This is a genomic window from Acidobacteriota bacterium, from assembly GCA_018268895.1.
Lineage (GTDB): Bacteria > Acidobacteriota > Terriglobia > Terriglobales > Acidobacteriaceae > Edaphobacter.
In genome coordinates this window covers 145,142-171,365 of record JAFDVP010000007.1, presented here as the reverse complement: position 1 = coordinate 171,365, position 26,224 = coordinate 145,142, and the positions used below count along the sequence as shown (strand labels likewise).

The 26,224-nt window shown below is 62.1% G+C and carries 21 protein-coding genes; 11 read left to right on the top strand and 10 right to left on the bottom strand.

Annotated elements, in window-relative coordinates; all coding sequences use genetic code 11:
* The first annotated feature begins 23 nt into the window (after window positions 1-23).
* The 4 genes from lpdA to JSS95_08265 all read left to right on the top strand — a co-directional run bounded on the left by lpdA (window position 24) and on the right by JSS95_08265 (window position 2,880).
* Window positions 24-1,445, top strand: coding sequence for a dihydrolipoyl dehydrogenase (gene lpdA / locus JSS95_08280; protein ID MBS1799806.1), 1,422 nt, complete (start codon window positions 24-26; stop codon window positions 1,443-1,445).
* 84 nt (window positions 1,446-1,529) lie between these two features.
* Window positions 1,530-1,982 carry a hypothetical protein gene (locus JSS95_08275; protein MBS1799805.1) on the top strand — a complete coding sequence of 151 codons (453 nt, stop codon included), beginning with the start codon at window positions 1,530-1,532 and terminating at the stop codon, window positions 1,980-1,982.
* A 218-nt stretch (window positions 1,983-2,200) separates the two neighbouring features.
* Window positions 2,201-2,446 (top strand): hypothetical protein, encoded by a 246-nt coding sequence (locus JSS95_08270; GenBank protein ID MBS1799804.1) that lies wholly within the window; start codon window positions 2,201-2,203, stop codon window positions 2,444-2,446.
* Window positions 2,443-2,880, top strand: a complete 438-nt coding sequence (locus JSS95_08265; GenBank protein ID MBS1799803.1) for a PIN domain-containing protein — start codon at window positions 2,443-2,445, stop codon at window positions 2,878-2,880. The genes JSS95_08270 and JSS95_08265 overlap by 4 nt, the downstream gene beginning before the upstream one ends.
* Window positions 2,881-2,993: 113 nt before the next feature.
* Here JSS95_08265 and JSS95_08260 read toward each other — a convergent pair whose 3' ends face one another.
* Window positions 2,994-6,248 (bottom strand): TonB-dependent receptor, encoded by a 3,255-nt coding sequence (locus JSS95_08260; GenBank protein MBS1799802.1) that lies wholly within the window; start codon window positions 6,246-6,248, stop codon window positions 2,994-2,996.
* 435 nt (window positions 6,249-6,683) lie between these two features.
* On the opposite strand from JSS95_08260, the gene lipB reads away from it, so the two are divergent.
* Window positions 6,684-7,421 (top strand): lipoyl(octanoyl) transferase LipB, encoded by a 738-nt coding sequence (gene lipB / locus JSS95_08255; GenBank protein ID MBS1799801.1) that lies wholly within the window; start codon window positions 6,684-6,686, stop codon window positions 7,419-7,421.
* Window positions 7,422-7,647: 226 nt separating this feature from the next.
* Here the strand turns inward: lipB and mtgA are convergent, their stop codons facing one another.
* The 4 genes from mtgA to JSS95_08235 form a co-directional block, all read right to left on the bottom strand.
* Complete coding sequence (gene mtgA / locus JSS95_08250; GenBank protein MBS1799800.1) at window positions 7,648-8,262, bottom strand: monofunctional biosynthetic peptidoglycan transglycosylase; 615 nt, start codon at window positions 8,260-8,262, stop codon at window positions 7,648-7,650.
* 370 nt (window positions 8,263-8,632) lie between these two features.
* Window positions 8,633-10,006: a mandelate racemase/muconate lactonizing enzyme family protein gene (locus tag JSS95_08245; protein MBS1799799.1), complete on the bottom strand. Its 1,374-nt coding sequence runs from the start codon at window positions 10,004-10,006 to the stop codon at window positions 8,633-8,635.
* Window positions 10,007-10,618: 612 nt separating this feature from the next.
* A complete protein-coding gene (locus tag JSS95_08240; GenBank protein MBS1799798.1) occupies window positions 10,619-11,008 on the bottom strand; it encodes a hypothetical protein in 390 nt (129 codons plus the stop codon).
* Between the two features lie 175 nt (window positions 11,009-11,183).
* Window positions 11,184-12,929, bottom strand: a complete 1,746-nt coding sequence (locus JSS95_08235; protein MBS1799797.1) for a PQQ-dependent sugar dehydrogenase — start codon at window positions 12,927-12,929, stop codon at window positions 11,184-11,186.
* 212 nt (window positions 12,930-13,141) lie between these two features.
* On the opposite strand from JSS95_08235, the gene JSS95_08230 reads away from it, so the two are divergent.
* Window positions 13,142-14,341 carry a trypsin-like peptidase domain-containing protein gene (locus JSS95_08230; GenBank protein MBS1799796.1) on the top strand — a complete coding sequence of 400 codons (1,200 nt, stop codon included), beginning with the start codon at window positions 13,142-13,144 and terminating at the stop codon, window positions 14,339-14,341.
* A gap of 84 nt (window positions 14,342-14,425) precedes the next feature.
* On the opposite strand, the gene JSS95_08225 is transcribed toward JSS95_08230, so the two are convergent.
* Window positions 14,426-15,040 carry a phosphoribosylglycinamide formyltransferase gene (locus tag JSS95_08225; protein MBS1799795.1) on the bottom strand — a complete coding sequence of 205 codons (615 nt, stop codon included), beginning with the start codon at window positions 15,038-15,040 and terminating at the stop codon, window positions 14,426-14,428.
* A gap of 103 nt (window positions 15,041-15,143) precedes the next feature.
* The gene (locus tag JSS95_08220; GenBank protein ID MBS1799794.1) at window positions 15,144-16,166 is read right to left on the bottom strand and encodes a radical SAM protein; all 1,023 of its coding nucleotides are present in this window, start codon (window positions 16,164-16,166) and stop codon (window positions 15,144-15,146) included.
* Window positions 16,167-16,304: 138 nt separating this feature from the next.
* Between JSS95_08220 and JSS95_08215 the strand changes: the two genes are divergently transcribed.
* Window positions 16,305-16,937 carry a class II aldolase/adducin family protein gene (locus JSS95_08215; protein MBS1799793.1) on the top strand — a complete coding sequence of 211 codons (633 nt, stop codon included), beginning with the start codon at window positions 16,305-16,307 and terminating at the stop codon, window positions 16,935-16,937.
* Between the two features lie 290 nt (window positions 16,938-17,227).
* Here the strand turns inward: JSS95_08215 and JSS95_08210 are convergent, their stop codons facing one another.
* Together JSS95_08210 and JSS95_08205 are read right to left on the bottom strand one after the other, a co-directional pair.
* Window positions 17,228-18,334, bottom strand: a complete 1,107-nt coding sequence (locus tag JSS95_08210; GenBank protein ID MBS1799792.1) for a phosphoribosylformylglycinamidine cyclo-ligase — start codon at window positions 18,332-18,334, stop codon at window positions 17,228-17,230.
* Between the two features lie 135 nt (window positions 18,335-18,469).
* Complete coding sequence (locus tag JSS95_08205; GenBank protein ID MBS1799791.1) at window positions 18,470-18,916, bottom strand: DUF393 domain-containing protein; 447 nt, start codon at window positions 18,914-18,916, stop codon at window positions 18,470-18,472.
* A 328-nt stretch (window positions 18,917-19,244) separates the two neighbouring features.
* Here JSS95_08205 and hemL point away from each other — a divergent pair, with 328 nt between their 5' ends.
* Complete coding sequence (hemL, locus tag JSS95_08200) at window positions 19,245-20,555, top strand: glutamate-1-semialdehyde 2,1-aminomutase (GenBank protein ID MBS1799790.1); 1,311 nt, start codon at window positions 19,245-19,247, stop codon at window positions 20,553-20,555.
* 101 nt (window positions 20,556-20,656) lie between these two features.
* Here hemL and JSS95_08195 read toward each other — a convergent pair whose 3' ends face one another.
* Window positions 20,657-21,376, bottom strand: a complete 720-nt coding sequence (locus JSS95_08195; protein ID MBS1799789.1) for a polysaccharide deacetylase family protein — start codon at window positions 21,374-21,376, stop codon at window positions 20,657-20,659.
* Window positions 21,377-21,759: 383 nt separating this feature from the next.
* Between JSS95_08195 and JSS95_08190 the strand changes: the two genes are divergently transcribed.
* From JSS95_08190 to JSS95_08180, 3 genes are all read left to right on the top strand, one after another.
* Window positions 21,760-22,698, top strand: a complete 939-nt coding sequence (locus tag JSS95_08190; GenBank protein MBS1799788.1) for a YXWGXW repeat-containing protein — start codon at window positions 21,760-21,762, stop codon at window positions 22,696-22,698.
* Between the two features lie 161 nt (window positions 22,699-22,859).
* Window positions 22,860-23,606, top strand: coding sequence for a TrmJ/YjtD family RNA methyltransferase (locus JSS95_08185; GenBank protein ID MBS1799787.1), 747 nt, complete (start codon window positions 22,860-22,862; stop codon window positions 23,604-23,606).
* Between the two features lie 235 nt (window positions 23,607-23,841).
* Window positions 23,842-26,145 carry a DPP IV N-terminal domain-containing protein gene (locus JSS95_08180; protein ID MBS1799786.1) on the top strand — a complete coding sequence of 768 codons (2,304 nt, stop codon included), beginning with the start codon at window positions 23,842-23,844 and terminating at the stop codon, window positions 26,143-26,145.
* Window positions 26,146-26,224: the final 79 nt, after the last annotated feature.

Genomic DNA, 26,224 nt, shown 5'->3' with positions numbered 1-26,224 from the left:
GGTACCTCGAGAAGGAGATGGCTTTGGCAGATACGATCTTTGACGTTGTAGTTCTTGGTGGCGGCCCTGCGGGTTACACCTCGGGCATTCGCGCGGCGCAGTATGGACTGAAGGTGGCGCTGGTCGACGCAAACGACCGCCTGGGCGGCACATGCCTGCTCTGGGGCTGCATCCCGACCAAGGCCCTGCTGCATACGGCCGAGATATGGGACCACCTCAAGCACGGCGAGACCTACGGAATCGACGGCGTCTCCGCGCCCAAGCTCAACTGGAAGAACGTGATGGCGCGCAAGGACGACGTCATCACGCGCCACACCAAGGGCCTCGACTTCCTGATGAAGAAGAACAAGATCACCACCTTCAAGGGCTTCGGCACATTGACCGGCCCGGCGAAGGACGGCGTCTTCACCATCAGCGTCAAACTCGCCGACGGTAAAACCGATACCATCAAAGCGAAGAAGGTCGTCCTTGCCACCGGCTCCGACGCCCGCGTTCTCCCCGGCTACAAGCCCGACGACACCATCCTGACGAACTACGAGATCCTGAAGATCGCCCAGGCGCCGAAGTCGCTGATTGTTATCGGGTCGGGCGCAGTGGGCGTTGAGTTTGCGTCGATCTTCAAGAGCTTCGGCGCGGACGTGACCGTGCTCGAGGTACTGCCGCGCGTCGTGCCGGTCGAGGACGAGGAGATATCCAAGGAGCTGCTGCGCCAGTTCAAGAAGCGCGGCATCGACGTGCACCTCTCCATCAAGGACACGAAGATCGAGAAGACCAAGGGCGGCGTGAAGGTGACCTGGACCGACTCGAACGGCAAGCCGCAGTCGAAGGAGGCGGAGAAGGTGCTGATGGCCGTGGGCCGCGCGCCCCGCACCGAGGGCATCGGCCTAGAGAAGACCAACATCAAGCCCGAGCGCGGCTTCATCATGACCAACGAGTGGATGGAGACGACCGAGCCCGGCGTCTACGCCATCGGCGACATCGTCGGAGGCATGCCCCAGTTGGCGCACGTCGGCGCGATGGCTGGCCTCGTCGTCGCCGCGCGCATCGCGGGCAAGTACGCCAAGGCCATCAACCGCCTGCGCATCCCCGGCTGCACCTACACCGAACCGCAGATCGGCAGCGTCGGTCTCACCGAAGCTCAGGCCAAGGAGAAGGGCTACAACGTCAAGGTCGGTAAGTTCCCCTTCGTCGGCAACTCGAAGGCAACGATCCTCGACGCACACGACGGCTTCGTCAAGGTGGTCACCGACGCGAAGTACGGCGAGATCCTCGGCGTCCACATCATCGGCCCCTACGCCACGGAGATCATCGCCGAGGCCGTAACCGCGATGCAGCTCGAAGCCACGGTGGAGGAGATGATGTTCACCATCCACGCCCACCCAACCGTAGCCGAAGCTCTGCTGGACGCGTTCTCCAGCGTAGAAGGCAAAGCCATCAACGTGTAAGAGCGTTTCACCAGCATCGTAAGAAGACGGCCTATGTAGGCCGTCTTCTTATTGCCCTTCTATTCTTCCTACAAGGACGCAGGCATGTCTGACATAATTACGTTTCTTGTCAAATGGGCCATCGGCTTCTGCACCTTAATACTCATATTTCTACTTTATGTAGTTTTTGGTGACATGCCATTTGGCATTCAGCTTGTAACTCTCATCGCTTACTCCATCGTGGTCTTTTTCTCGCTATTCTGCGATTCGAAGCTGGGGAAAGGCTTCGACTTTTACGGTGAAGCTAGAGAGAAATCGACCTCTCGTCTATTGACCATTCATTCTTCGTTCCTGATTCTGGTCTTTACGATCCAGACGCTTACGTTCAGCCTTAAGCCAAAACTGCCGCATTGGTGGACCTATAAAAGCAATCCAACGGCTGACTCACGCGTGGAAGTTACTCTCTGCCTGCTAATCATCGCCCTTGTAACAACCCAAGTGATCTGGTCTCGGAGGATCCTTTCAAAAGCCGAGAAAGAAACTATCTCACCTAAGTAATGGACAGTCTGCTGCCGGGTGCCCCATTTATGCAGCTTCATCGCATGATTGGGCATTCGAGCGAAGCTCGAACCGCCTCGCTTAAGGACACCCATTCGACTTTGGTCAGGGCAGGCTCTTCAGCGGTGTCGTTCGTATGTCCGGAGACATCGGGGCATTAGCCCCGAGGGCAACATTGGTGATTGACATCATGATGCTTTTCATGGAAGCATCATGATGTGCGAACCACCCTCACCCTCGACGACGATGTGGTCCTACTGCTCCGCAAAGAGATTCGCCGTTCCGGGGAACCCTTCAAGCAGGCGGTCAATCGTTGCCTCCGCGCGGCCCTCTCTTCGTCCACGGGCAAGGCCACGGCAAAGCCGTTCAAGGTGATACCTATCGACCTGCAGCTTCCTGAGGGCATCAATCTCGATAAGACCTCCGCAATCCTCGAAGCTCTCGAAGGGCCGCTGCATCGATGATCGTGCTCGATGTGAACCTGCTTCTCTACGCGCATATGAGTGCTTCCCCCTCTCATGCCGCCGCGCGCAAGTGGTTTGAAGAGACGCTATCTTCCACTACTGACGTCGGCATTCCCTTACAAAGCGCAATGGCCTTTCTTCGCATCACCACCAACCAGAGCATCCCTCTTGGCAGATTGGAGATGGGAAGGGCGCTGGAGATTGTCGAGAGGTGGCTTGGCCAGCCGAATGTTCGCCTGCTCTATCCAGAGGAAGGCCACTGGCCAATCTTTCGGAAGATGCTTCTTGAAGGCCGTGCGAGCGGAGTGCTCAGCACCGATGCTCATCTTGCCGCGATCACGATCGAGTACGGAGGGACACTCTACACAACAGATGCCGACTTCGCGCGCTTCCCCGGGCTGCGCTGGAAGAACCCTCTCGCCACAGCCCGCTGAATTGCTCCTGCTTATCTGATTGCCTTCGCGATCGCTAAAAAGCGCATCCCCTCTTCCGTGTGTCGAAGAGGGGATGCGGTGTGTGCTGCGATTTGTTTGTTGCCTTCCTATGTTTAGAAGGTGAGTTTGAGTGCGAGCTGTATCTGCCTCTCGGCGCCAACCACGCCGGTGATCTGGCCGAAGTTGCTGGACGAGGTGCTGTTGCTCGGCGGCGCGAGGCTGGTCGTGTTCAGCACGTTGAAGAAGTCCGCGCGGAACGCAAGCTCCCTTTCGCCAACGATGGTGAACGACTTGCTAAGAGCGGCGTCGAGGTCCTTGTAGCCGGGAGCGCGCTCCGAGCCGACCTTCGCCGTACCGAAGCCCGTCGACGATTCTTCGCCATAGGCGCAGGTGCCGTTGTTGGTATCGGAGAGGCACGGCGTGGCCGATGGGTCGGTGCCGAACCAGTGGTCGACGCCGCGGTTGACGATCTTCAGCGAACGATAATGGTTTCCACGATCGCCGCGCTGGTTGACGAGCCAGTAGGTGTTCGAGGCGACGGTGACCGGCATGCCCGAGTGCAGGCTTGCGACTGCGCCGAGCTTCCAGCCGCCGAGCGCCATGTCGGCGAAGCGGTTGATGTTGGAGCCGTACAACCTTCCGCGTCCAAACGGCAGGTCGTAGTAGCCAGAGAAGGAGAACAGGTGCTTGGTGTCGAAGAACGCCGGACCGTAGTCTCCCGGGCCGTTGTAGGAGTCCTGCCAGTAAGCGCCCTGCGAAGCCGATGCACCGCCGCCCGCGCCGTAGTAGCCGAGGTTGTTGGTGAGCGACTTGGCCCAGGTGTAGTTGGTGAGGAACTCAAGCCCGTGCGTCAGCCGGCGGCGGCCGGTGATCTGAAGCGAGTTGTAGTTCATGTTGGCCTGCGACTCCGTGAGGCTGACCTGCGAAACCAGGCCAAGTCCGGGGAGCGAGGAGACGGGGAACGCGCAGGTGGGGCACTTCTGTTGGTTGCCCTCGCGCGGGTCGACGAGATGGTCGCCGGCCTGTCCGAGGTACGCGACGACGAGCGAGGTGGCGTTGTTCACCTCATACTCCGTTGTCAGGTTGTACTGCTGGATCAGCGCGGGCTTCAGGTTGGGGTCCCATGCGCGGACGTTGCCGGAGAAGGTGCCTGCGCCGGGCGGCAGCGGGAAGCCGTTCTGCACCTGGAAGAATGCTCCGCCCAGGCTGTGCTTGCCCGAGGCGTCGGTGAAGAACGGGGGATTGAGCGGCAGACGCAGGTTCGCGCCCGTGCCTTCGAGAAAGTTGGTCAGGCCGTATCCGCCGCGAACGACGAACTTGCCGTTGAAGCGCTGCGGTGTGTAGGCGAAGCCGACGCGCGGCATGAAGCCACCCCAGTAGGCGTTATACAGAGCACGGCTGTTACCGTTCTTGCCGGCGAACAGGATGGCCCCGGTGGTCAGGTTGATGTTGGTCTGCTTGTTGTTGACCTCATACAGAGGCTGGTCCCACTCCCAGCGCATGCCGAGATTGACGGTAAGGTTCTGCGTCACCTTCCAGTCGTCCTGGACGAAGAGAGCGTCGCGCCACTGGCGCTGGCCCCACTCGTCGGTATAGGAGCCTTGCCCATATTGGAAGGCCTGGTTGGTGAGGAAGTCGCCCCATGCGTCGCCGGTTGCGGCAGGGTCTCCGGTGTAGCTGAAGAAGCCGCGCGCGCCATCGTTGCCGGAGTAGTTGCGGTTGGCCTGGTAGCGAAGCGCCTGCGCGCCGAACTTCAGCGTGTGGCGTCCCTTCTGCCAGCTTACGTTGTCGCCGTAGGTGAAGGCATTGACGATGCTGTCGGACTGTACGCCGTTGCCTCCGCCGGAGCCTCCGCCGATGGCGTCGACGCCGGAGCTCGACGCGTCGAGCGTCGTGATGCCGGGCGCGACCTGCGTGCCGGGGATGCCGAGCTTCTGGTTGCCCGTCAGGCCGAGCAGGCCGGCGACATCAGCCGCTTCGTTGGTGTAACGCGTGCGTCCAAAGCCCGCGCGCGCCTCGTTGACGATGGTGTTGCCGATCTGGTGCGTCCAGTTGAGCACGAAGCCGGTGTAGGGGTCGGAGTTGTTGGCGGGGGTGTCGGTGGGAAGCGAAACCTTGGTGTAACCGCTGCCCTCGCGGCCGATCGAGAAGCGCCCGGAGACGCTGTCCTTCGCGGTCAGCTTGGCGTCGATCTTGACGTCGGCCTGGTCGTTGTGCACGCCCTGGGCGGTGATGCCGCGATAGTTGCCGATGATGCCGTTGGGGTTGGTGCTGGGGGTGTTGGGCAGCGGGTACAGTTCAGGATGCGCGAACAGGTACTTGGCCGCGGGGTTGGTGATTGCCACGGAGGTTCCAAGGCCGGGGACGAAGCCCGTGCGCATGGCAGCGGTGGCGACGGAGCGAACCTCGACTCCGCTGTTGTGCTGGCGCGCGCCCTGGTAGTCCATAAAGAAGAAGACGCGGTCGCGGAAGATGGGGCCGCCGAGCGTGCCGCCGAAGATGCTGCGGTTCAGCGCCGGGACGGGACCGATCGAGGCCTTGTCCGAGGTGTGCTTGTTGGCCCAGCTGTTGGCGTTGAGGTTCGTGTTCTGCAGGAACCAGAAGGCGTTGCCGTGGAACTGGTTGGTTCCGCTCTTGGTGACCATGACCACCTGGCCGCCGTTGGCGTTGCCGTACTCGGCAGTGGCGTTGCCGGAGATGATGTGCATCTCGCCGATGGCATCGACGTTGGGGCTGTAGCCGATGTAGTTGTCGATCGACTCGTTGATGTCCATGCCGTCCAGCGTGTAGTTGTTGGACTGCTCACGGTTGCCGTTGATGAAGAAGCCGCCGTTGTATCCGCTGCGGCCCACCATGTTGTGCGCCGTGGGGTCGGGAGCGACAGCGCCCGCGACCAGCGTCGTCAGGTTGGCAAAGTTGCGCGCCTGCACGGGAAGCTCCGTCGCCATTGTCGCCGTAATGGCGTCGCCGGTGGTCGGGTTCTCGGTGTCGATGATTGGGGCCGCGGTGGTGACCTCCACGTTCTCATTCAGCGAACCGACCTTGAGCTTGGCGTCGATCCTCGCCTCCTGGGCGACCTCGAGCGCGAAGGGACCAGCCGTGGACGAGCTGAAGCCCTGCGCCGTGATGTTGACCTTGTAGTGGCCGATCTGCAGGAAGCGCAGCGTGTAGACGCCGTCGCCATTGGTGGTTGTAGGCGTCTGCACGCCGGTGTCGACGTTGGCCGCGACGACCTTTGCTCCGGGGACAGCGGCCCCGCTGGTATCGGTGACTGTGCCTGTGATGGAGCCGGTGATCGTCTGTCCCCATGCGACGGAGAAGGCGAGCACAAAGAAAAAGAGACTGCTTAGAGCAGTGCGTACTTTCATTGGTGTCTCCCGTTTGGAATCGTTCAAAAGACTGCTGGTTGAAAACTTCGCTTCGGAAAAAAGCCTCCACTTCGCGATTGGCAAAGACTCGCCGCGTGTACTCCGCAGCTTGGAATTGGCCAGAAGTTAAGGTGACTCAATGTATATACAACTGGACGAACGTGACAAGACAAAAAAGCCCCATTCGTCACTTAATTTGCACCTCGCGCAGTGGTTGGACCGTGCGGTTTTGCAGCGAAAGATGCGGCGATGCGAATGCGAAAGAAAGAGGTGAATGCTGGAAATAAAAAGACGGCATTGCGGTGTTCAATTCTGAATGATCGGTATACAAGGTCGCGTTTGAACGGCGCTCCAAGGGAGTTTTACGCGACCGCTTACACTGGATATGCTGGCGTCGATTGCGCAAAGTTTCCTGCGACGCAGCGACAGCATTCGATGTACATCCACCTCCTCCAGCTCGGACGCATCCCCTACGCGGAAGGCCTCGCCATGCAGAAGCGTGTGATCGACGCGCGCAAGGCGGGCGCGATCGGCGACACACTGCTGCTGCTCGAGCATCCTCCGGTGCTCACTCTCGGCCGCAACTCGCACCGCGAGAACGTCGTCGCAAGCGAGGAACTGCTGGCCGCGCGCAACGTCGAGCTGCACGAGATCAATCGCGGCGGCGACGTGACGTATCACGGGCCAGGCCAGCTCGTCGGCTATCCCATCTTCGACCTGCGGGGTGAATGGCCCGGCAAGCGCGGCCCGCACCTCGGCCCCGTCGACTTCATGCGCATGTTGGAGGAGGCGGTCATCCGTGCCTGCTACGACTTCGGCGTACCGGCGCAGCGCATCGCCGGTCGCACCGGCGTGTGGACGATTGCTCACGGCGACATTCAGGAGAAGAAGCTCTGCGCCATGGGTATCCACGTCTCGCAGGGAGTGATCTCGCACGGCTTCGCACTCAACGTCACCACCGACCTGCGCGACTTCCAGCTCATCGTGCCCTGCGGCATCACCGACCGCGCCGTCACCTCGCTCGAGCTCGAAGCACAAGCGACCGATGACCCCACGCGCCAACCCACGATGCAGAACGCCATCAACTCCACGTCGCGGAACATCGGCCGCATCTTCGAACGCCAGATGATTGCGGTGAATTCGCTCGATGAGTTGTTTTCAACCCAACCTTAGCCGCTGGCGTCTAAGGTTGGGGCATCCGGCCTTCGCCGTGCTTCCACAACTGACAGGGTGCCCCATCCTTCACGGAGTGAAGGGTGGGATGAAGGATGCCTGAGGAGAAATTTGTACGGTGGCATCATGGGCCTGGTTCATTCCCACCCTTCGCGGTGAGACTGCGAAGGATGGGGCACCCGGTCGTATGAATCCGCTAAACATTCCCACCTAATTTCCTGGTATCTCACCATCCCGTCTGCGCCATGCGCCGAAGAATGATCCCGCTGTAGCTGTTCATTCTCTCCGGCCTGCGCCGCAGCGGTGCAGGCAGAATCGCCGCAAGCCGCGCAGCCTGTTGTCTGCTCACGCGACGCGCCGGAACGCGGTAGTAGTATTCGCAGGCGGCGTCCGCGCCGTAGACTCCCGGCCCCCACTCCACCACGTTGAGGTACAGCTCGAGAATTCTGCGCTTGCCGAGCACAAGCTCTGCCACCGGCACCAGTCCTGCCTCGGCGGCCTTTCGCAGCACCGATCTGCCTGTGCCGAAGAAGAGGTTCTTCACCAACTGCTGCGTCAGGGTGGAGGCTCCGCGCACACGCTCGCCCTCCTTGTCCTCTGCCGCGGCGATTTTGATCTCTGTCCAGTCGAAGCCGTGGTGCTGGTAGAAGCGCCCGTCTTCTGCTGCGATCACCGCGTGCTGCATGTCGGGTGAGATCTGTTCCAGCGGAACGAAGCGATAGCGCAGCTCATACGGTTTCGGGCTAAACCACGACTGCACACGCCGCTGCATGTGCACGGCGGTCGTCGGCGGGTCGATCCAGCGTAGCGCCACCAGCGATAGCGCGGCCATCAGCCACATCGCCACCAGCGCAACGCCAAACGCCAGCACCGCTGAGAGCACCTTCTGCTTCCCGCTCTTCGCGAGCCAACCTGTCAGCCATGCGCGCGGCCACGTCACATCTCAAACTATACGTTGCCGTCGTGGCGGGTCTGCGGTGCTGCATCCCGGAGGTGTCATGCTGTGCGAAACCCACACCCTCCCCAGACTTGTCATCCTGAGCGAAGGGTTCGCGCCTTTGCAAACCCGCAGTCGAAGGACCTGCATCTGCATCCTGGAATGAAGACCCTACCCGCCATGAAAAATACAGGTTCTTCGACTCGCTACGCTCGCTCAGGATGACACTTCATCTTAAGCTCTACATTTAGCGACAGCCGGCACACCCCCGTTTTCAACTGAAGGTCTGATCGTCGAAGGACTGCTTCTCGTCCCACATCGGCGTCGGTTCAAAGTAGCCGACACCCGGGGCGAGGTGCTGTTTGACGACCTCGTCGTTCAACGTCACGCCGAGGCCGGGTGTGTCGGGCACGAGGATGTATCCGTGCTTGATGATCGGCTTGTCGACCTCGTTCACCAGGTCCTGCCACCACGGCACGTCGAGCGAGTGGTTCTCGAGCGCGAGAAAGTTTCTCGTCGCCGCGGCGCAGTGCACGTTGGCCATGCAGGAGATGGGCGTTCCGGCAAAGTGCATCGCCATGGGCACGCCGTAGCGGTAGGCCATGTCGCCGATCTTGTGCGTGCGCAGGATGCCGCCCGAGGTGGCGAGGTCGGGATGGATCTTGTCGACGGCGTGCGTCGAGCACAGCTTCTCGAAGTCCGCGATCTCGTAGATGTCTTCGCCGGTGATGGTGGGTGTGGTGGTGGAGTCGGTGATTTGCTTGAGCAGGTCGGTGTACCACCAGGGGATGACGTCTTCCATCCACTCGAGGTTGAACTTCTCGTACGCGCGACCGAGGCGGATGACGGAGTTGACGCCGATGTGGCCGAGGTGGTCGGTGGAGAGGGGCATGTCGTAGCCGATGGCCTCGCGGATGGCGGAGACGTACTCGCAGTAGACGTCGATGCCTTTGTCGGTGAGCTCGTTGCCGGTGAACATGTGTGGCAGGCGCTTGTCGTACTCGTTGCTGTGCTGGTCGGCAGGCTCGACGAGGGTGCCGGGGCGGCCTTTGAGGAGGTCGGTGCCGATGTCGACCTTGATCCAGGTGAGGCCCATGTCTTTGCGGCCTTTGGCCTTGGCGGCGAAGGCCTGCGGGGAGTCGGCCTCGGGCGTGTCGGCGTAGATGCGAATCCTGTCGCGCCACTTGCCGCCAAGCATCTGGTAGACGGGCGCGCCGTAGACCTTGCCGGCGATGTCCCACAGCGCCATCTCGATCGCGGCAACGCCTCCCGCCTGCCGCGCGACGCCGCCGAACTGCGCGATCTTCTCAAACATGTAGTCGACGTTGAGCGGGTTCTCGCCCATGATGCGCGACTTCAGCACCATGGCGTACTGGTAGTTGGCGGCATCGCGCACCTCGCCCAGGCCGTAGACGCCCTGGTTGGTGTCGATGCGGATGATGGGGCAGGGGCTGGGGCCGGGCTTTTTGACGACGGTGTAACGCAGGTCGGTAATCTTCAGCGTCGAGGGGCTTGAGTGCTTGTTGACGTTCTGGATCGCGCTCTGCGCCTCCGCCGTCGGCATGCCCTTGCCGAGCATGCCGGCGGCAAACAACGCCATGGTGGACTTCATCATCTCGCGGCGGCTGGTATAGCGGTTGTAGAACATGGCGCTCTCTCCTCGACGATTCGTTTGTCTGCACAATCATAAGGGGATCGGCGCCGGAGAATGCAGTCATCGGCGCTTTCTGCTTCCGGCAGGAAAAAAATCTGCCTTCGTAGCCGGAGAGGTGTAATGAAAACCCGGTTCCCGCGTTTACAAGGCAGACGCACAAGAGGCGTCCTAAAGGAGAACGACCATGAAATGCCAGAATTGTCAGTGCGGTTCCAACTGTGAGTGCATCATCTGCGCCTGCAAGCGCAGCTGAGTGCTTCGATATGTACCAGGCTGGAAAGCAACATCGTGATTTCGAGACAGTGCCATCCTGAGCAGAACGGAGTCTTCCGCAAACCACGCGGAAGACTCCGCTCAGAATGACGGCTGTTAGTTTGGATGGCGCACTCACAAGAAGATCAACCAGTGCAGATCCTTGAAATCCGTAGTCGGCTTTGCTGGCACCTACGAGGGCTCGCGTCCGCGCTCTTCCCACTCGCGTTCGCGGTAGGGACGATCCAGGCGATCGCTCTGGTCTTCCTTCTCGCGCCATCTGCGGCGCTGCTCCTGCTCTTCGCGCTCCTCGCGTCCGTCGCTCACGGCGGCCCTCCTCCATCAGTCTACGGCTTATCGCAGGGTCACGCGGATGCCGATGCCGTAGCCGTCGTTGAAGGAGACCTCACGGTCGCTCATCACCGTGTCCGGCGAGTAGCTCGCGCTGCCGAGTGGAACCATCTGTGGATGATCGGCGTCTGTCCAGCAGACGATGCCCCGAAGGCAGGCGATCGCACGGGGAGTGCCGGGAACTTTGTTCCAGTTCTGCACGATGTACGTGCGCTGCCCGCCCGGCTCCTCGACCAGCACGTCGTTTGAGTAATTGATGTACACCCGGGCGTCATCCGTCTCGACGCCATTCTTCGTCACCTTGCCCAACGGGTCGCGCAGAAACACTCTCTGCCGGTTGATTGCCAGCACCACGACAAGCGCAACCGCGATCAGTACAAGCAGCTTTCTCACGTCCCACGTACCTCGTTGAGAGATGAAGAACCGTCACAAGCGTTGTAATCAAGCGGCGTGCCGGTTGTCTTCAGCAATCTTCAACGGGGGAAACTGGTTCGGAAATATGGGACGGCAGGAACGGGCCGGCAAAGAGCTGTGATGACACTTCGTTTTCGAATCGGCTTGCCCGGCGTTACTTGCCCGCCTGCTTGCCGCTCGCACCCGAGTACGTCACCAGCCAGATCGAGTTGGTTCCGTCGTCAGTGACCAGCAGCGATCCGTCATGTGCTACGGTCACTCCCACGGGCCTCCCCCAGACCTGTCCGCTGGGCAGAACGAAGCCCGTCAGGAAGTCCTGGTACTCGCCCGTTGCGTGTCCCGTTCCGTGAAGCGGCACGCGGATGACCTCGTAGCCAACGCGCGCCGCGCGGTTCCACGAGCCGTGCTCCGCCGCGAAGATGTCCCCGTCATACTCCGCCGGAAACTGCTTGCCGTTGTAGAACGTCATCTGGAGCGAGGCGTTGTGCGGGTTCAGCAGGACGTCGGGCGTGATCACCTTGCTCTTCAGCTCCGGGTGCTTGCCCTCGTGGCGGGGGTCCTGGTGACCGCCCATGTACCACCACGGCCAGCCGTAGAAGCCGCCGGGCTTGACGCTGGTGATGTAGTCGGGGACGAGGTTGTCGCCGAGAGCGTCGCGCTCGTTCACCGAGCACCACAGCTCGCCCGTCTTCGGGTTCACCTCTTCGCCCACGCAGTTGCGGATGCCATAGGCGTAAATCTTCTTGCCGGTTCCGTCCGGGTTGAACTCAAGGATGTCGGCGCGGTCCTTCTCGGCGGGGGTCGTGTCGGGATCGTCGACGTTCGAGCCCGAGCCGACCGAGACCCACATCTTCTTGCCGTCGAGCGAGAAGCGCACGTCGCGCGTCGTGTGGCCGCGGCCTCCGGGGATGTCGGCGATGTGCTCCGGTGCGGCTGTCGCCTTCAGGTCGCCGTTCTTGTAGGGGAAGCGGACGACCGAATCCAGATTGCCGATGTAGACCCACTTCGGGTTCGGCCCCTGCGGATAGAACGCGATGCCGAAGGGCCGGTTCAGGCCGGTCGCGAAGACGCTGTCCTGCTGCGGCTTGCCGTCGGCGGTAATTCCGCGAAAGACGTGTATCTCGCCCTTGGACGTCTCGGCGACGAAGAAGTCGCCGTTCGGTGCGGTGCGGATCAGGCGCGGATTGGTGAGGCCCGTCGTATAAAGCTGCACCTTGAAGCCCTCGGGGGCCTGCGGCCACACGCCCTCGGGACGCGCAACCAGCCTGGCCGGGTTGCCAGCCGACTCGGTGCCGAAGGGCTTCGGGAGGTCGGCGACCGTGATCTTGCGGGTCAGGCCCGGCTTCTCAAAGCGGAAGTCGGTGAACGGCGCCGTGGGAGGAGGAGCGTCGAACTTCGCGGCTTCAGGAGCGGCAGCCGGGGCCGAAGCCGCAGGTGCCGTGCCGCCACCGCCGCCGCCGAGCGACTTCAGATAGCCGATCACCTGCCAGCGCTGCTCCTCGCTTAGGGTCTTCGCCCACGAGGGCATTCCGTTGGCCAGGTCGCCCCTGGTGATGTACCAGAAGATCTCGCCGGGCTTGGCCGTCTGCGTGGGGCCGGTGGCGAGGGCCGGAATATTGGCGACTCCCTTCGCGTTCATGCCGTGGCAGGCCGCGCACGTCTGCGAGTAGGTGGCCTTGCCCGCATCGACATCCGCTGGAGAAAGTTTGGGAGGCTCCTTGGCGTCCGCATCGGCAGGAGCGTTGTGGAAGCTGGCGTTCTGTGCCGACGCAGCGGTGGCGATCGCAAAGACCGCAATAGCAAGTGCTGAAACAGATTGTCTCGAGTTCAAGCGTGCCTCTTTTCGGTGAACGTCGCTGTGACCTTGCGTCTGGAAGACAGGATGGGTTGAATGCCTGATCGTTGACGGGAACGCGAACACCCTCAAAAAAACTCAGAAGCCTACTTTACCAGCAACATGCCGCCACGGGCATGTGCCGTTTATCCACCCGCCTGCCATTGCGGCCGGTGCGCAGGCAACGCCGCGTGTAGCCTGCCGCCCCGCCGCTCGATACAATTAACCAAGGCCGCGCGCCCAGCGGCTGCGACGGAAGGAATCTCCGGGTTATCCATATGAAACTGCGCCCAGTTCTGCTTGTCCTGCTTCTGCTTAGCGGCTTTTACTATGTCACGACGCACTCCTCGTCCGCCGGAAAGCTCTTTCCCTGGCTGCACTCCACGCAGCGCGCCGAGGCCACGGGCACGGCCACCGTCAGCGGACCACTGGGCAGCTTTCAGTTGACCAACGCCGCCGCCGCGCCCGCCTTCGATTCCGAGGAGCAGCAGAACATCGGCGTCTACAAGAAGGCACTGCCTTCGGTCGTCAACATCACCTCCACCGAGGTGGCCTTCGACTTCTTCTATGGCCCCGTGCCGCAGCAGGGCCAGGGTTCGGGCTTCGTCCTCACCAAGGACGGGCTGATCCTCACCAACAACCACGTCATCGGCAACGCGCAGCGCGTTGAAGCCGCGCTTGCCGACAAGCACAAGTACAAGGCCAAGGTGCTGGCTCGCGACCCCAACCACGACCTCGCGCTGATCAAGATCGACGCTCCCAACCTGACCCCGGTCACGCTCTCCGACTCGCGCAACCTGATGGTCGGCCAGCGGGTCTATGCCATCGGCAATCCCTTCGGCCTCAACGGCACGATGACGCGCGGCATCATCTCCGCCATCCGCTCCATCCGCGGCCCCAACGGCAACCCGATTGAGGACGCCATCCAGACCGACGCCGCCGTCAACCCCGGCAACTCCGGCGGCCCGCTGCTGAACTCGCGCGGCGAGGTTATCGGCATCACCACCATGATCGCCTCCAACGGCGCCGACCAGAGCTCGGGCATCGGCTTCGCCATCCCCATCAACACGGCGCGCGCCATCCTCGACGACTACGCGAAGTACGGCTACATCCGCCGCCCGACGCTCGACATCGTCACCCTGCCCATCGGGCCCGACCAGGCCGAGCAGATTGGCCTCGCCGCCGACTACGGCATTCTCATCGAGCGCGTTCTGCCCGGCGGGGCCGCCGAAAAGGCCGGCCTTCGCGGCGGAACCCAGCGCTACTACCAGGGCAACACGCCGGTCATGCTGGGCGGCGACCTGATCGTCGCCATGGACGGCGACGAGATCACCAGCCCGCAGGACCTCTCCGCGGCCATGAACTCCCATCGCGCAGGCGATGTCGTCACCGTCACCATCTTCCGCGGACGTAGGAAGATGGACGTCAAGGTCACACTCGGCGACGCCAAGGACCAGCGCGGCGGACAGACGACATAGCACAGCGGCATCTCGTCAACCGCCGGATGCCCCATCCTTCGCGGCAGCGAAGGGTGGGATCGAAGCCATCAAAGAGAACACGAGCTACTTCACGGGCAAGAACCGTCGTCCCTCGACGCGATACGCTCCGCTCAGCACGCGCGCAATCGCCTCGGGATAGGCGATGTGTTCCTGCTCCAGGATCCGCGCCGATAGCAACTCCGCTGTGTCCTCGTCGAGCACCGGAACAGTCTTCTGCAGGATGATGACACCGTGGTCGACCGCCTCGTCGACAAAGTGAACCGTGCAGCCTGCCACCTTGGCACCGTAGTCGAATGCCTGGTGCTGCGCATCGAGCCCAGGGAACGCCGGCAGCAGCGACGGATGCACGTTGAGGATGCGGTTCGGGAACGCCTCCACGAACGCCGGAGTGATGATGCGCATGTACCCGGCCAGGCAAACAAGATCGACGCCATGGTCCGCCAGTGCCGCGATCATCTTTGTATCGTGAACGGCGCGCGCCTCCGGGCCCTTTCCCTCCTGTGGGATAGCCAGCGCCTTCAGGCCGAGCGACCGCGCCGCATCCAGCCCCGGGGCCTCGGGTTTGTTCGAGAGCACGACGGCAATCTCCGCGCCGGAAATGCGCCCATCAACGATGGCGCGATGAATCGCAAGAAAGTTGGAGCCTCTACCGGAGAGGAGAATGCCTAATCGATGCACTGTGATGAGCCCTTAGTCCCGATTCTAAGCGAGCACCTGCCCTCAATGTGCGGGATCAGCTCTCCTCAAGGAACACGATCGGCTACAAGTCTCCAGATGAGTTCTACAGGATGGGGAACGGTTGTGGCTCGACCTCAGGAGCGGTGTTTGTAAGCGCGCTCTTTGCTGATCGCCAGGCGCTGCCCATTCGATCAGAGGCAAAGAACAGGTGTCCCGCGGTCAATGGCCCCGCGACGCGATGGTGTCCCACTGCGGCGAGGCCCATCGATGCAATGCAACCGCACTGCGAGCAGTCGGGATTGCCTCCGAACTGGCACGGCGTAATCTTCGTCTTCAAATCCGCCGAGATCGTGTGCGTCGTTCGCGCAAAGATGCAATCCTTCGGGCTGGCGGGAGGGTGAAGTATCTCCCGGATCAGCGTGTCGTGCATGTCGAGGATGGGATACTGCACGCGCAGCCTCAGAAGATCTTCGACCACAAAAGCGCGTTGCTCGCGCGTCAGGATCTCCGGCCCCGTCGCGCCAACCTGCGGAGTAAACAAGCTGAACCAGACCTTGTTGATCTCCGGACGCGAACTCCAGAAGCGAAGAAACTCTTCCAGGTATCCCGGACGCGCGGCGATATTGCCCGTGATCGTCGAGTGGATCGTCACTTTTGCATCGGCGATATTCTTCAGGATGCGCTCATAGGTCGCCGGCTTGCGCCGCTCGTCGTGTTCCGGTTGCAGGCCATCGATCGACACCACCACATTCAGGCGCTTGAACCTCTTCCACTCCGCGGGAATCACGCGGAACGCGCTCGTCACGACCTGGGTGTGAATGCCGCGCGCGTTCAGCTCAGGGAGCAGCATCTCCAACTCGCGATATCGCACCAGCGGGTCTCCGCCTACCAGGGAGACGTGCAGCGGCCTTTCCCGGTCTACGATTGCCAGGATCCTCTTCACCAACTCATCGCCTTTAAAATCAGACAACTGGCGCAATGCGGTCTCCCCACCGAGGTGGGCAGCGTCAAATGCGTAACACCCAGGACACCGGAGCGGGCATTCCTTTGTGATCTCTATGGAAAGAGATGGTTTGTAGCCTTTCAGGATTCCGGCCCACGCATGTAACACTTCGCTGGTCTTCATTTACACCCCATCTCTTGTGAGGTAGGATGCTTTTTTCACGGTCACGCGCTTTTGCATCAGATGTGATGAAATGATCTCTCCATAAAAGGGAGAACCTGCTTGACTTATACCGAGAACGGATTCGCAAATGAGCGTGATCTGGCCCGCGAGCTGGTCAGGTTCGGCAGATGGCTATCGCGCATTGGATTCACGCCGGGAACATCCGGCAACCTCTCGGTACGGATCGCGCCCGACCGCATACTCGCGACCCCAACCGGTTGCAGCAAATACCTGATGAAGGCCGGGGAGATGGTGACGGTCGACCTGGCCGGACGCCAGCTCTCTGGATCGAAGAAGGTCACCAGCGAGATCGGGATGCACCTTGCGGTTTACAAGGCCCGCCCCGACGTCAACGCCGTCGTCCATGCGCATCCGCCTATTGCAACAGGCTTTGCCTGCGCAGGACGCGCGCTCGACGAACCTCTGTGCGCGGAAGCCATCATGACCATCGGCCCCGTTCCGCTTGCCCCATACGCGACCACAGGCACGGACGATCTCGCCGCCAGCCTCGCGCATCTCATCCCCACGCACTCCGCCATCCTGATGGCGAACCACGGCGCCGTCACCTACGGCGACAGCCTGCTCGATGCCTTCCTCAAGATGGAGACGGTCGAACACTTCGCCCACATCTGTCTCGTCGCGCATCAACTGGGGTCAGCGCGGCCGCTGCAACCGCTCGCCATCAGCGACCTGCTTCAGGCGAAGGAACGCTACGTCAGAAACATGCACTGAGCGTTTGCAGCCAGCGGTATCGGCATGGCACTGGGCAGAGTCGAATGGAAGGACCTGCATCACTTTGTCATCCTGAGCGGAGCGCAGCGGAGTCGAAGGACCTGCATTTCCGCACTTCCCATGATGAGAATCTACCAGTCACAAAAAATACAGGTCCTTCGACTCCGGGTTCGCGAAAAGCTGCGAACCCTTCGCTCAGGATGACAAAGTGGCGGGGAAACCCACATAGCTCCACGCAAGAATGACTCTGTCTCAAAAAAAACAGCTTAGCCACCGCGCAAAGCACGCCGCTAGTTGTAGCTCACCTTGCGCTCGCCGCGAACGATCCTGCCGATGATGAAGTGCCGCTCGTTGGCGCGGTTCAGGATCGCCTTGGCCTTCTTCACCTTATCCGCCGGCACTACCACGATCATCCCGATGCCCATGTTGAAGGTGCGCAGCATCTCGTCGCGCTCGACGTTGCCCAGCTTCTGCAGATGCTCGAAGAGCGGCGGGACCTGCCACGACGCAAGGTCCACCTGCGCGCCCACGCCCTTGGGAAAGATACGCGGCAGATTTTCCGTAATGCCACCGCCGGTGATGTGCGCCATGCCGCTCACCACGTCGCCGTTCGTCAGTTTCTTGACGATCGCAAGATAGCTGCGGTGGACGCGCATCAGCGCCGCGCCGGTCTTGTCCTTCAGCTCGTTGACGTACTGGTCCGGGCCATACTTCGCCACCTCGAACAGCAGCTTGCGCGCCAGCGAGTAGCCATTGGTGTGCAGGCCGTTCGACGGCAAACCGAGCAGCACATCGCCCACCTGGATTCCATCGCCGGTAATGATCTTGTCGCGGCTCACCGCGCCGATGATCGTTCCGGCAAGATCGTACTCGCCGTCGGAGTAGAAGCCCGGCATCTGCGCCGTCTCGCCGCCGATCAGCGCGCAGCCGTTGGCGCGGCAGGCGTCGGAGATGCCCTGCACCACCGTCTCGACGACGGAGTTCTCCAGCTTGCCTGTCGCCAGGTAGTCGAGGAAGAACAGCGGCGTCGCGCCCTGCACCGCAATGTCGTTCACGCAGTGGTTCACCAGGTCCTGCCCGACCGTGTGATGAATGCCGAGGTCGAAGGCGACCTTCAGCTTCGTCCCCACGCCGTCGGCCGACGACACCAGCACCGGGTCCGGGTACTTCTCCAGATCGAGCGCAAACAGGCCGCCAAAGCCGCCGATTTCGCTCAGCACCTGCTTGTTGAACGTCTTGCGCGCCAGCATCTTGATGCGATGCTTGGACTTGTCCGCCGCCGAGATGTCGACCCCGGCATCGGCATAGCTCACCGGCTTCTTCGACGGCGCGGCCGCCTTGCCTGAGACACTCTTCGTCCCACCGGACTTCTGTTTCGATCGATCGGCTGTTGCCACATCAGGGGCGGACAGATTCTCCGGCAAGGGTGCTCTCCAGGGGAAAGAAATATGAAGTCGTGCAGAGTTTTCAGTCTAGCAGCATGAGGCGTGTATACGTTAAATGGCCTGTAAACAAAGGATTTTTCGCGTTCTCTATTCGCCCGCGCGCACAAGGCCGGCAAATCGTCCGCGCGTCTCCACCGGCGGAAGCGGACAGACCTCATATCGCCCGAAGAGCAGGTATCGCAGCCGCGCCACCACGCCGTACCCCGCCTCGCGCACCGCTCGCGGCACCACGGCCAGCGCCCTCGCCAGCCAGCGATGCCCTAACAGACGGAGCGCTTCCACCACCGCATCCGTTCGCCGGTAGACGCGCTGCTCCGCGGTAAGCGCCGCGGCAACCAGCACAACGCCGTCCAGCGCAACTGCTCCGTCACCCACAAGCTCCCGAGCCACATCGCTCTGCAGCGCGGCGAACCGGAAGATGCCCATCGCATCACGCTTCAGCACAAAGCGAACCAGGCCGTTGCACAACGCGCAAACGCCGTCGTACAGCAGCACCGGATGCCCTTCGATCTTCGCGCGATCGGCCTCAGTCATGCTCCTCACCCGCAAATCTTGTCTGCCGTCATTCAATCTCAACCCCGTGTCATCTCGACCGAAGCGGCGAAGCCGCGTAGTGGAGAGATCCGCTTCTCTACCGCAATCGCTCGTTGCCCCTCGATCGAAAGCAGATTCCCATTCGATTTCGCTCAGGGCAAGCTCTCCACTCCGCTCCGGTCGGAATGACACCTCAAGAAGAGATGGCAATCCCAGCAAGGTTAGTACCCCGGGTGCCCCACCCTTAACGGCTTCATCGTGAAGGGTGGGATGAACCAACCCTCCGCCGAAAACCTCGCGCCCTCCACACGCTTTTATACTGAATTCGATGCCGCTCTCCCACACACGCTCCCGCCAGTTGCAGCAACGCGCCGAATCCCTCCTCCCCGGCGGGGTCGACTCGCCCGTCCGCGCCTTCCGCTCCGTCGGCGGCGACCCGCCCTTCGTCGCCCGCGCCGAGGGCGCCTACCTCTACGATGAGGACGGCAACCGCTACCTCGACATGTTCGGCTCCTGGGGGCCGATGATCCTCGGCCACGCCTTCCCTCCCGCCGTCGAGGCCATCCGCGAGGCCGCCGGCCGCAGCTCCAGCTTCGGAGCCTCCACCGCCGCCGAAGCCGACCTGGCCGCGCTCGTCCAGAAGTGCTTCCCCTCCGTCGAAAAACTGCGCTTCGTCAACTCCGGCACCGAAGCCTGCATGACCGCCATCCGCCTCGCCCGCGGATTCACCGGCCGCAACTTCGTCATCAAGTTCGAGGGCTGCTACCACGGCCACTCCGACGCCATGCTGGTCAAGGCAGGCTCCGGGGTCGCCACCCTCGGCATCCCCGGCTCCGCGGGGGTTCCGGCGGAGACCGCCATGCACACCATCGCCGTGCCTTTCAACGACCTCGATGCCGTTCGCGCCGCCTTCGAGGCGCGTCCCAAAGAGATCGCCTGCATCATCGTGGAGCCCGTCGTCGGCAACGCAGGCACCATCGCCCCGTTGCCCGGCTACCTCAAGGGGCTACGCGACATCGCGCACCAGCACGGCGCTCTGCTCGTCCTCGACGAGGTGATGACCGGCTTCCGGCTCTCGCTCGGCGGCGCGCAGCAGATCTACGGCATCACCCCCGACCTCACCACCCTCGGCAAGATCATCGGCGGCGGCCTGCCCTGCGCGGCCTTCGGAGGACGCGCCGACATCATGAGCCACCTCGCGCCACTCGGCCCCGTCTACCAGGCCGGAACGCTGAGCGGAAACCCGCTCGCCATGGCCGCAGGCATCGCCACGCTCGAACACCTCATCGCGAACGAGCAGAGCATCTACCCGCAGCTTGAAAGGACGACCGCCGCCATCGCCACAGGCGTCGCCGCCATCGCACACGAAGCTGGCGTTAAGCTGACAACGAACCAGGTCGGCTCCATGTTCACTTGGTTCTTCACCGGCAACGAGGTCACGGACTTCGCCTCTGCCGCGACCTCCGACACCGCCGCCTTCGGACGCTTCCACCGCGCCATGCTCGACGCCGGCGTCTGGCTGCCACCCAGCCAGTTCGAGGCCGCCTTCGTCTCAACAACCCACGGCCCCAAAGAGGTCGCGCTCATCCTCGAAGCCGCCCGCAAGGCGTTCCAGTCACAACCGGCCTTCATCTCATAAACAGGCGTGCATTCCGGGCGAAGCGCCGCCCGTCTCATTTCGGTGTCATTCCGAGCGAAGCCGAAGAATTCCCGCATTTTCCGAGGCGCCACGAAATTCCGCTATTCCCCCCACGCATCCACCGCGACAAACTTCGCCGCGGCATACCGCTCGATCAACCGCTCCGTCGCCCGCACCGTATCCATGCGCGACACGCCAAGCCCATGCTGCCCGCCGTCGTGCAGCACCACGTTGGCCGCGAACCCATGCCGCCGGCTGCGTTCGATGCCACGCGCCGCGCGGCCCACAATCTTCTCCACTCCGATCGGGGCCCAGTCGCCGCAGATCACGTTCCACTGCACCGGCTCCATGCCCATCTCACGCGCCGTCTTCAGCACCCGTGGCCGCCGGGCGCCGTGCGGCGCTCGAAAATAGCGCACCGGCTCACCCAAAACGTCTTCAATCGCCGCGCTCGCGCCGTAGAGCTCTTCGCGAATCCGCGCCGCGCTCTGCCACGCCAGCCACGGGTGCGTCATGGAGTGATTGCCAACCAGGTGTCCAGCCGCGGCGATATCGCGCACCAGCGCCGGACACTGCCGCACGTACCTGCCGATCAGAAAGAAGCTCGCGCTAACACCCCGCTTCGCCAGCACCTCCAGCAGCTGCGGCGTCGCGGCGGGGTTCGGGCCATCGTCGTACGTCAGCGCAATCTCATCGGGTCGCGCGGGAGCGACCAGCGTCCGTCCGAAGATCTGCGACTGCGGCGACAGCGCAGCCCACGTCAGCGTGCCCCCCACGGCCACGGCTGCGACCGTCGCACCACCAAGAATCTCCGTCGTCACCTTCCACTCCTTTACTATCGCGATCACGCCCAGGCATGCTGAACCGTTTGTTCATCATGGAATCCATAAACTTCGTTATACGCCGTCATCCTGACCCCTGGTGTGCTCAGAGCACGAATCGAAGTCTGTATGCAATCTCCTCGCAAATCCCCCCGGACAGGTGCGCCTCTCTTCATAGAAGAATGACGGCATAGGAAACGCCGGGAGCAACGTCTTCAACGGGGGGAGGCGCGTGCGAAGAAAGGGCAAATGGTTGCGGCAGGTCGTTCAACTTTAGTTGCAATGGATTGTGCCGAATCCGGCTGAAAACCAAAACTTCGCAAACGGATGCGTGTCTACCTGTCTGTGAGTTGAAAGTAAGTCGATTTTCCGAGGTTATCAAGATGGGTTCCCTGAAGACAGTACGTGCGATGGTTCTTGCGGCGGCCGCTGTGGCTGTTGCTGCCGTTCCTGCAGCTTCGTTTGCGTCAGTGAATATTGCAATCGGTGTTTCGGTGGGCACGCCTCCTCCGGTGTTGCCGGTGTATGCGCAGCCAGCAATTCCCGGCCCGGGCTATCTATGGACGCCGGGCTATTGGGCGTGGGGGCCCGCGGGCTACTACTGGGTTCCGGGCGTGTGGGTGATGCCTCCTGCGGCTGGCATGTTGTGGACGCCGGGCTATTGGGGCTGGGGCGGCAGCGCGTACATCTTTCATCCTGGCTACTGGGGTCCGCACATCGGCTTCTATGGCGGCGTGAACTACGGCTTCGGCTATACGGGCTATGGATATGAGGGCGGCTACTGGAACCATGGCGTGTTTGCATATAACCGCTCGGTGAACAACATCACCAATGTGCACGTCACCAACGTCTACAACAAGACTGTCGTGGTGAACAACGTCAACCGCGTGAGCTACAACGGAGGCAACGGAGGCGTGCAGGCCCGTCCTTCCGCCTCGGAGCAGTCCGCGTTCAACGAACGCCACATGCAGGCGACACAGAACCAGGTGGCCCACGAGCAGGCGATGCGCAACGATCGCGGACAGCTTGCTTCGGTGAACCATGGCCGTCCGCAGACGATGGCAATGTCGACGGTGAATGCGCGCCGCGAAAATCAGCAGCAGAGGATCGCCAACGGCATCGGCAGCGGGCAGATGAATGCTCACGAAGCTGCGCGCGCGGAGAACAGGCAGGCGCAGATCAACCAGCAGGTGCACACCGACAGACAGGCGAACGGCGGTCACCTGAACCAGCAGGAGCGGCAGCAGGTGAACCGCGAACAAAACCGCGCGAGCCAGCAGATCTACAACGAGAAGCACAACGATCAACGCGCTCCACGATAGACGGGGTCTTTCTGGTTAGAGTGGCGGCCGGGTTCAACCCCGGCCGCCTTTTACTGGACCCTTGTTAAGGGCACCCGGCTAAGAGCCTGCCTTGAGCGAAGTCGAACGGGTGCCCTTAACAAAACGAGAGGCTGATCTTCAATGCACCCTAAAATAGCAATGTGAAACCCGGAGATTTGTTGGAGCGCGTGGTGGTAGTGCTGGTGCGCGCGCGGAACCCGAACAACATCGGTGCGGTGGCGCGGGCGATGCACGACTTCGGCTTCCGGCACCTGCGCGTGATCAACGAGTACGCCGTGCCTCTTGAGACTGCGAAGTCTGCGGTGGATGCGTCGAAGGTAATCGCCGGGGCGCAGGTGTGCGGTTCGGTTGCCGAGGCGGTCGCCGACTGTACGCTGGTAATCGGAACGAGCGCCGTGGGCGAGCGTACGCTGGAGCATCCGCTGCACGCGCTGCCCGAGGCCGCGGCGCTGGTCCGCGCGGAAGCCGCGGCGCCGAAGGGGCGCGTGGCGCTGCTCTTCGGTTCGGAGAAGACGGGGTTGAGCAACGAGGAGCTGGGTCACTGCCACTGGATGCTGACCATACCGATGTATGAGCACGAGGACGTGCGGCATCCTTCGATGAACCTGGGGCAGGCGGCGGCGGTATGTCTTTACGAGCTGGTGCGCGCGACGGGAGTGGATGTTGGCGCGGGCGTTCGCGAGGCGGCGCCGGCGGCCGATGTGGAGCGATTCACATCGCTGCTCGGCGAGGTGCTCGAGAGGACGGGATACACGCGGCGTCATCCGGCCAATGCCAGAGAGGATGACGTGAGACGGCTGGTACGGCGCATGGGCCTGAGCGTGGAGGACGTTCCGGTATGGATGGGCGTGCTGCGTCAGGTGCTGCGCAACATGGGGGCCCCGTAGCGCAAGGAAGAGCAGTGAGTTTCTTGCTGTCCCGGCCGGAGCGGAGGAGCGTAGACTTGCTCCACTCATTCAGGATGCAACAGTTTCAGAAGCAGTTGGAGGCGAACGAATGTCGTCAGGAAAGACTTTTTGCGCGGGGGCGGCGCTGCTGCTCGCACAGCTTGCAGTAACGGGATGGTCACAGCAGCAGGGTAGGCAGCTCACGGCGGCGGACTACGCGCGCGCCGAAAGCTTCATGAACTACAACGTCAATCCGCTGGCGTATCACGGCGTGGAGAACCCGCAGTGGCTGGGGGATGGCCGCTTCTGGTATCGCGATCGCGGACCCGACGGCACAACGGTCATGCTGGTTGATCCGGCGAAGAAGACGAAGGGGCCGGCGTTCGACCAGGCGAAGGTAGCGTCGGCGCTGAATGCTCTTATCGATTCGGAACGCACCTCAAATGCCTCGGGTGCTGGTGGGACGCGGTTCGAGCGGAACTTTGTTCCCTCGGAGTTCGCCCTGAGCGATGGCGACAAGGTGCTGACCCTGACGACTGGTCTGCGTCGCTGGCGCTGCGACCTGGGCGCAGACGTCAAGTGCGTGTCGACCGGTGCGCGGCCCATTGCAGCAGGATCGCGTTCAGGACGCCGTGCGCCGGTCGCGCTCTCTCCCGATGGCAAGAAGGCGGCGTTCATCCGCGACTGGAACCTGTGGATCCGCGATGTGGCCACGGGCGCGGAGACGCAACTTACAACCGACGGCGTGAAGGACTACGGCTATGCGACCGACAACGCAGGCTGGTCGTCGAGCGACAGGCCGATTCTTGTGTGGTCGCCGGATGGAAAGAAGATTGCGACCTTCCAGCAGGACCAGCGCAAGGTGGGCGAGATGTACCTGGTGCCGGTGACGAACGGGCACCCGAAACTCAAGGCGTGGAAGTATCCGCTGGTGGGCGACAAGGACGTGACGATGATCGAGCGCGTGATCGTCGATGTGGACATGCCGAAGGTGGTGCGGCTGAAGATGCCGCCGGACCAGCATCGCTCGATGCTGTGCGACGACATCACCTGTCGCGGCGGTGACGGAGAGTGGGAGGACGTGCAGTGGAGCGACGACGGCAAGCAACTGGCCTTCGTTTCAACATCGCGCGACCACAAGCAGGAGTGGCTGCGCGTGGCCGACGTGGCCACGGGCGATGTGCGCGAGGTGATGACGGAGACGGCGCCGAAGTTCTTCGAGCCGGGCAATGGCAAATCGAACTGGAGGTTTCTACCGGAGTCGAACGAGTTTCTATGGTTCAGTGAGCGAGACGGCTGGGGCCAGATGTACCTGTACGACGGCAACGGCAAGCTGAAGAACCAGATCACGCACGGCGATGGCAACGTAACGCAGGTGCTGCTGATCGATACCAGGGCGCGTGAGATTTATTTCCTCGCGGTGGGCAAGGAGAAGGGCCGCGACCCGTATTTCTCGCACTACTACAGCATCAACTTCGACGGCAGCGGCATGAAGCTGCTGACGCCGGAGAACGCGGACCACGCGGTGACGCCTTCGCTCGACGGCAAATACTTTATCGACGTCGCCTCGACGCCCATCCAGCCGCAGACGACGGTGGTGCGCGACACTAACGGCGACCTTGCGATGGATGTGGCGCGTCAGGACATCGCGAAGCTGATGATGATGGGCTGGGTACCGCCGACGCCGATCACAGTGAAGGCGCGCGACGGCAAGACGGACCTCTACGGCTTCCTATTCAAGCCAACGAAGTTCGATCCCGCGAAGAAGTATCCGATCGTCAACAACGTGTACCCTGGGCCGCAGACAGGCTCGTGCGGCAGCCGCAGCTTTTCGGCGTCGCATCGCGATATGCAGTCGCTGGCGGAGCTTGGCTTCGTCGTCGTGTGCATCGACGGCATGGGAACGCCATGGCGCTCGAAGGCGTTCCACGAGTTCTACTACGGCAACCTGGGCGACAACACGATTCCCGACCAGGTCGCCGGCATGAAGGAGCTGGCGAAGAGGTATCCGTGGATCGACATCAGCCGCGCAGGGATGTATGGGCATTCGGGCGGCGGTAATGCGACGGCGGCGGCGATGTTCAATTATCCCGACTTCTTCAAGGTGGGCATCGCCGAGAGCGGCAACCACGACCAGCGCGACTACGAGGACGACTGGGCGGAGCGCTGGGCCGGGCTCGAAGTAAAGAACGCTGACGGCACCAGCAACTACGACAGCCAGGCAAACCAGACGATCGCGAAGAACCTGAAGGGCAAACTGCTGCTGGCGCACGGCACGATGGACAACAACGTTCCGCCGAACAACACGCTGCTTGTCGTCGATGCGCTGATCAAGGCGAACAAGGACTTCGACCTGCTGCTGATTCCAAATGTGGCGCATGGCTATGCAGAGGCTTCGCCGTATATGACGCGGCGCAGGTGGGACTACTTCGTGAAGAACCTTGCGGGCAACGCTCCTCCGCTGGAGTACAAGATGAAGCCGTGGGTACAGGCGCAGGCTGCACTTGCGGGTGGTGGTCCGAGCGACGACGAACAGTAGCGTCTGGTGCGGTCGCATGGATGCGGTATCCATGAATGCCGTATGCAGGAGCGCTGCTTTGTTAAGGGCATGGCTTTAG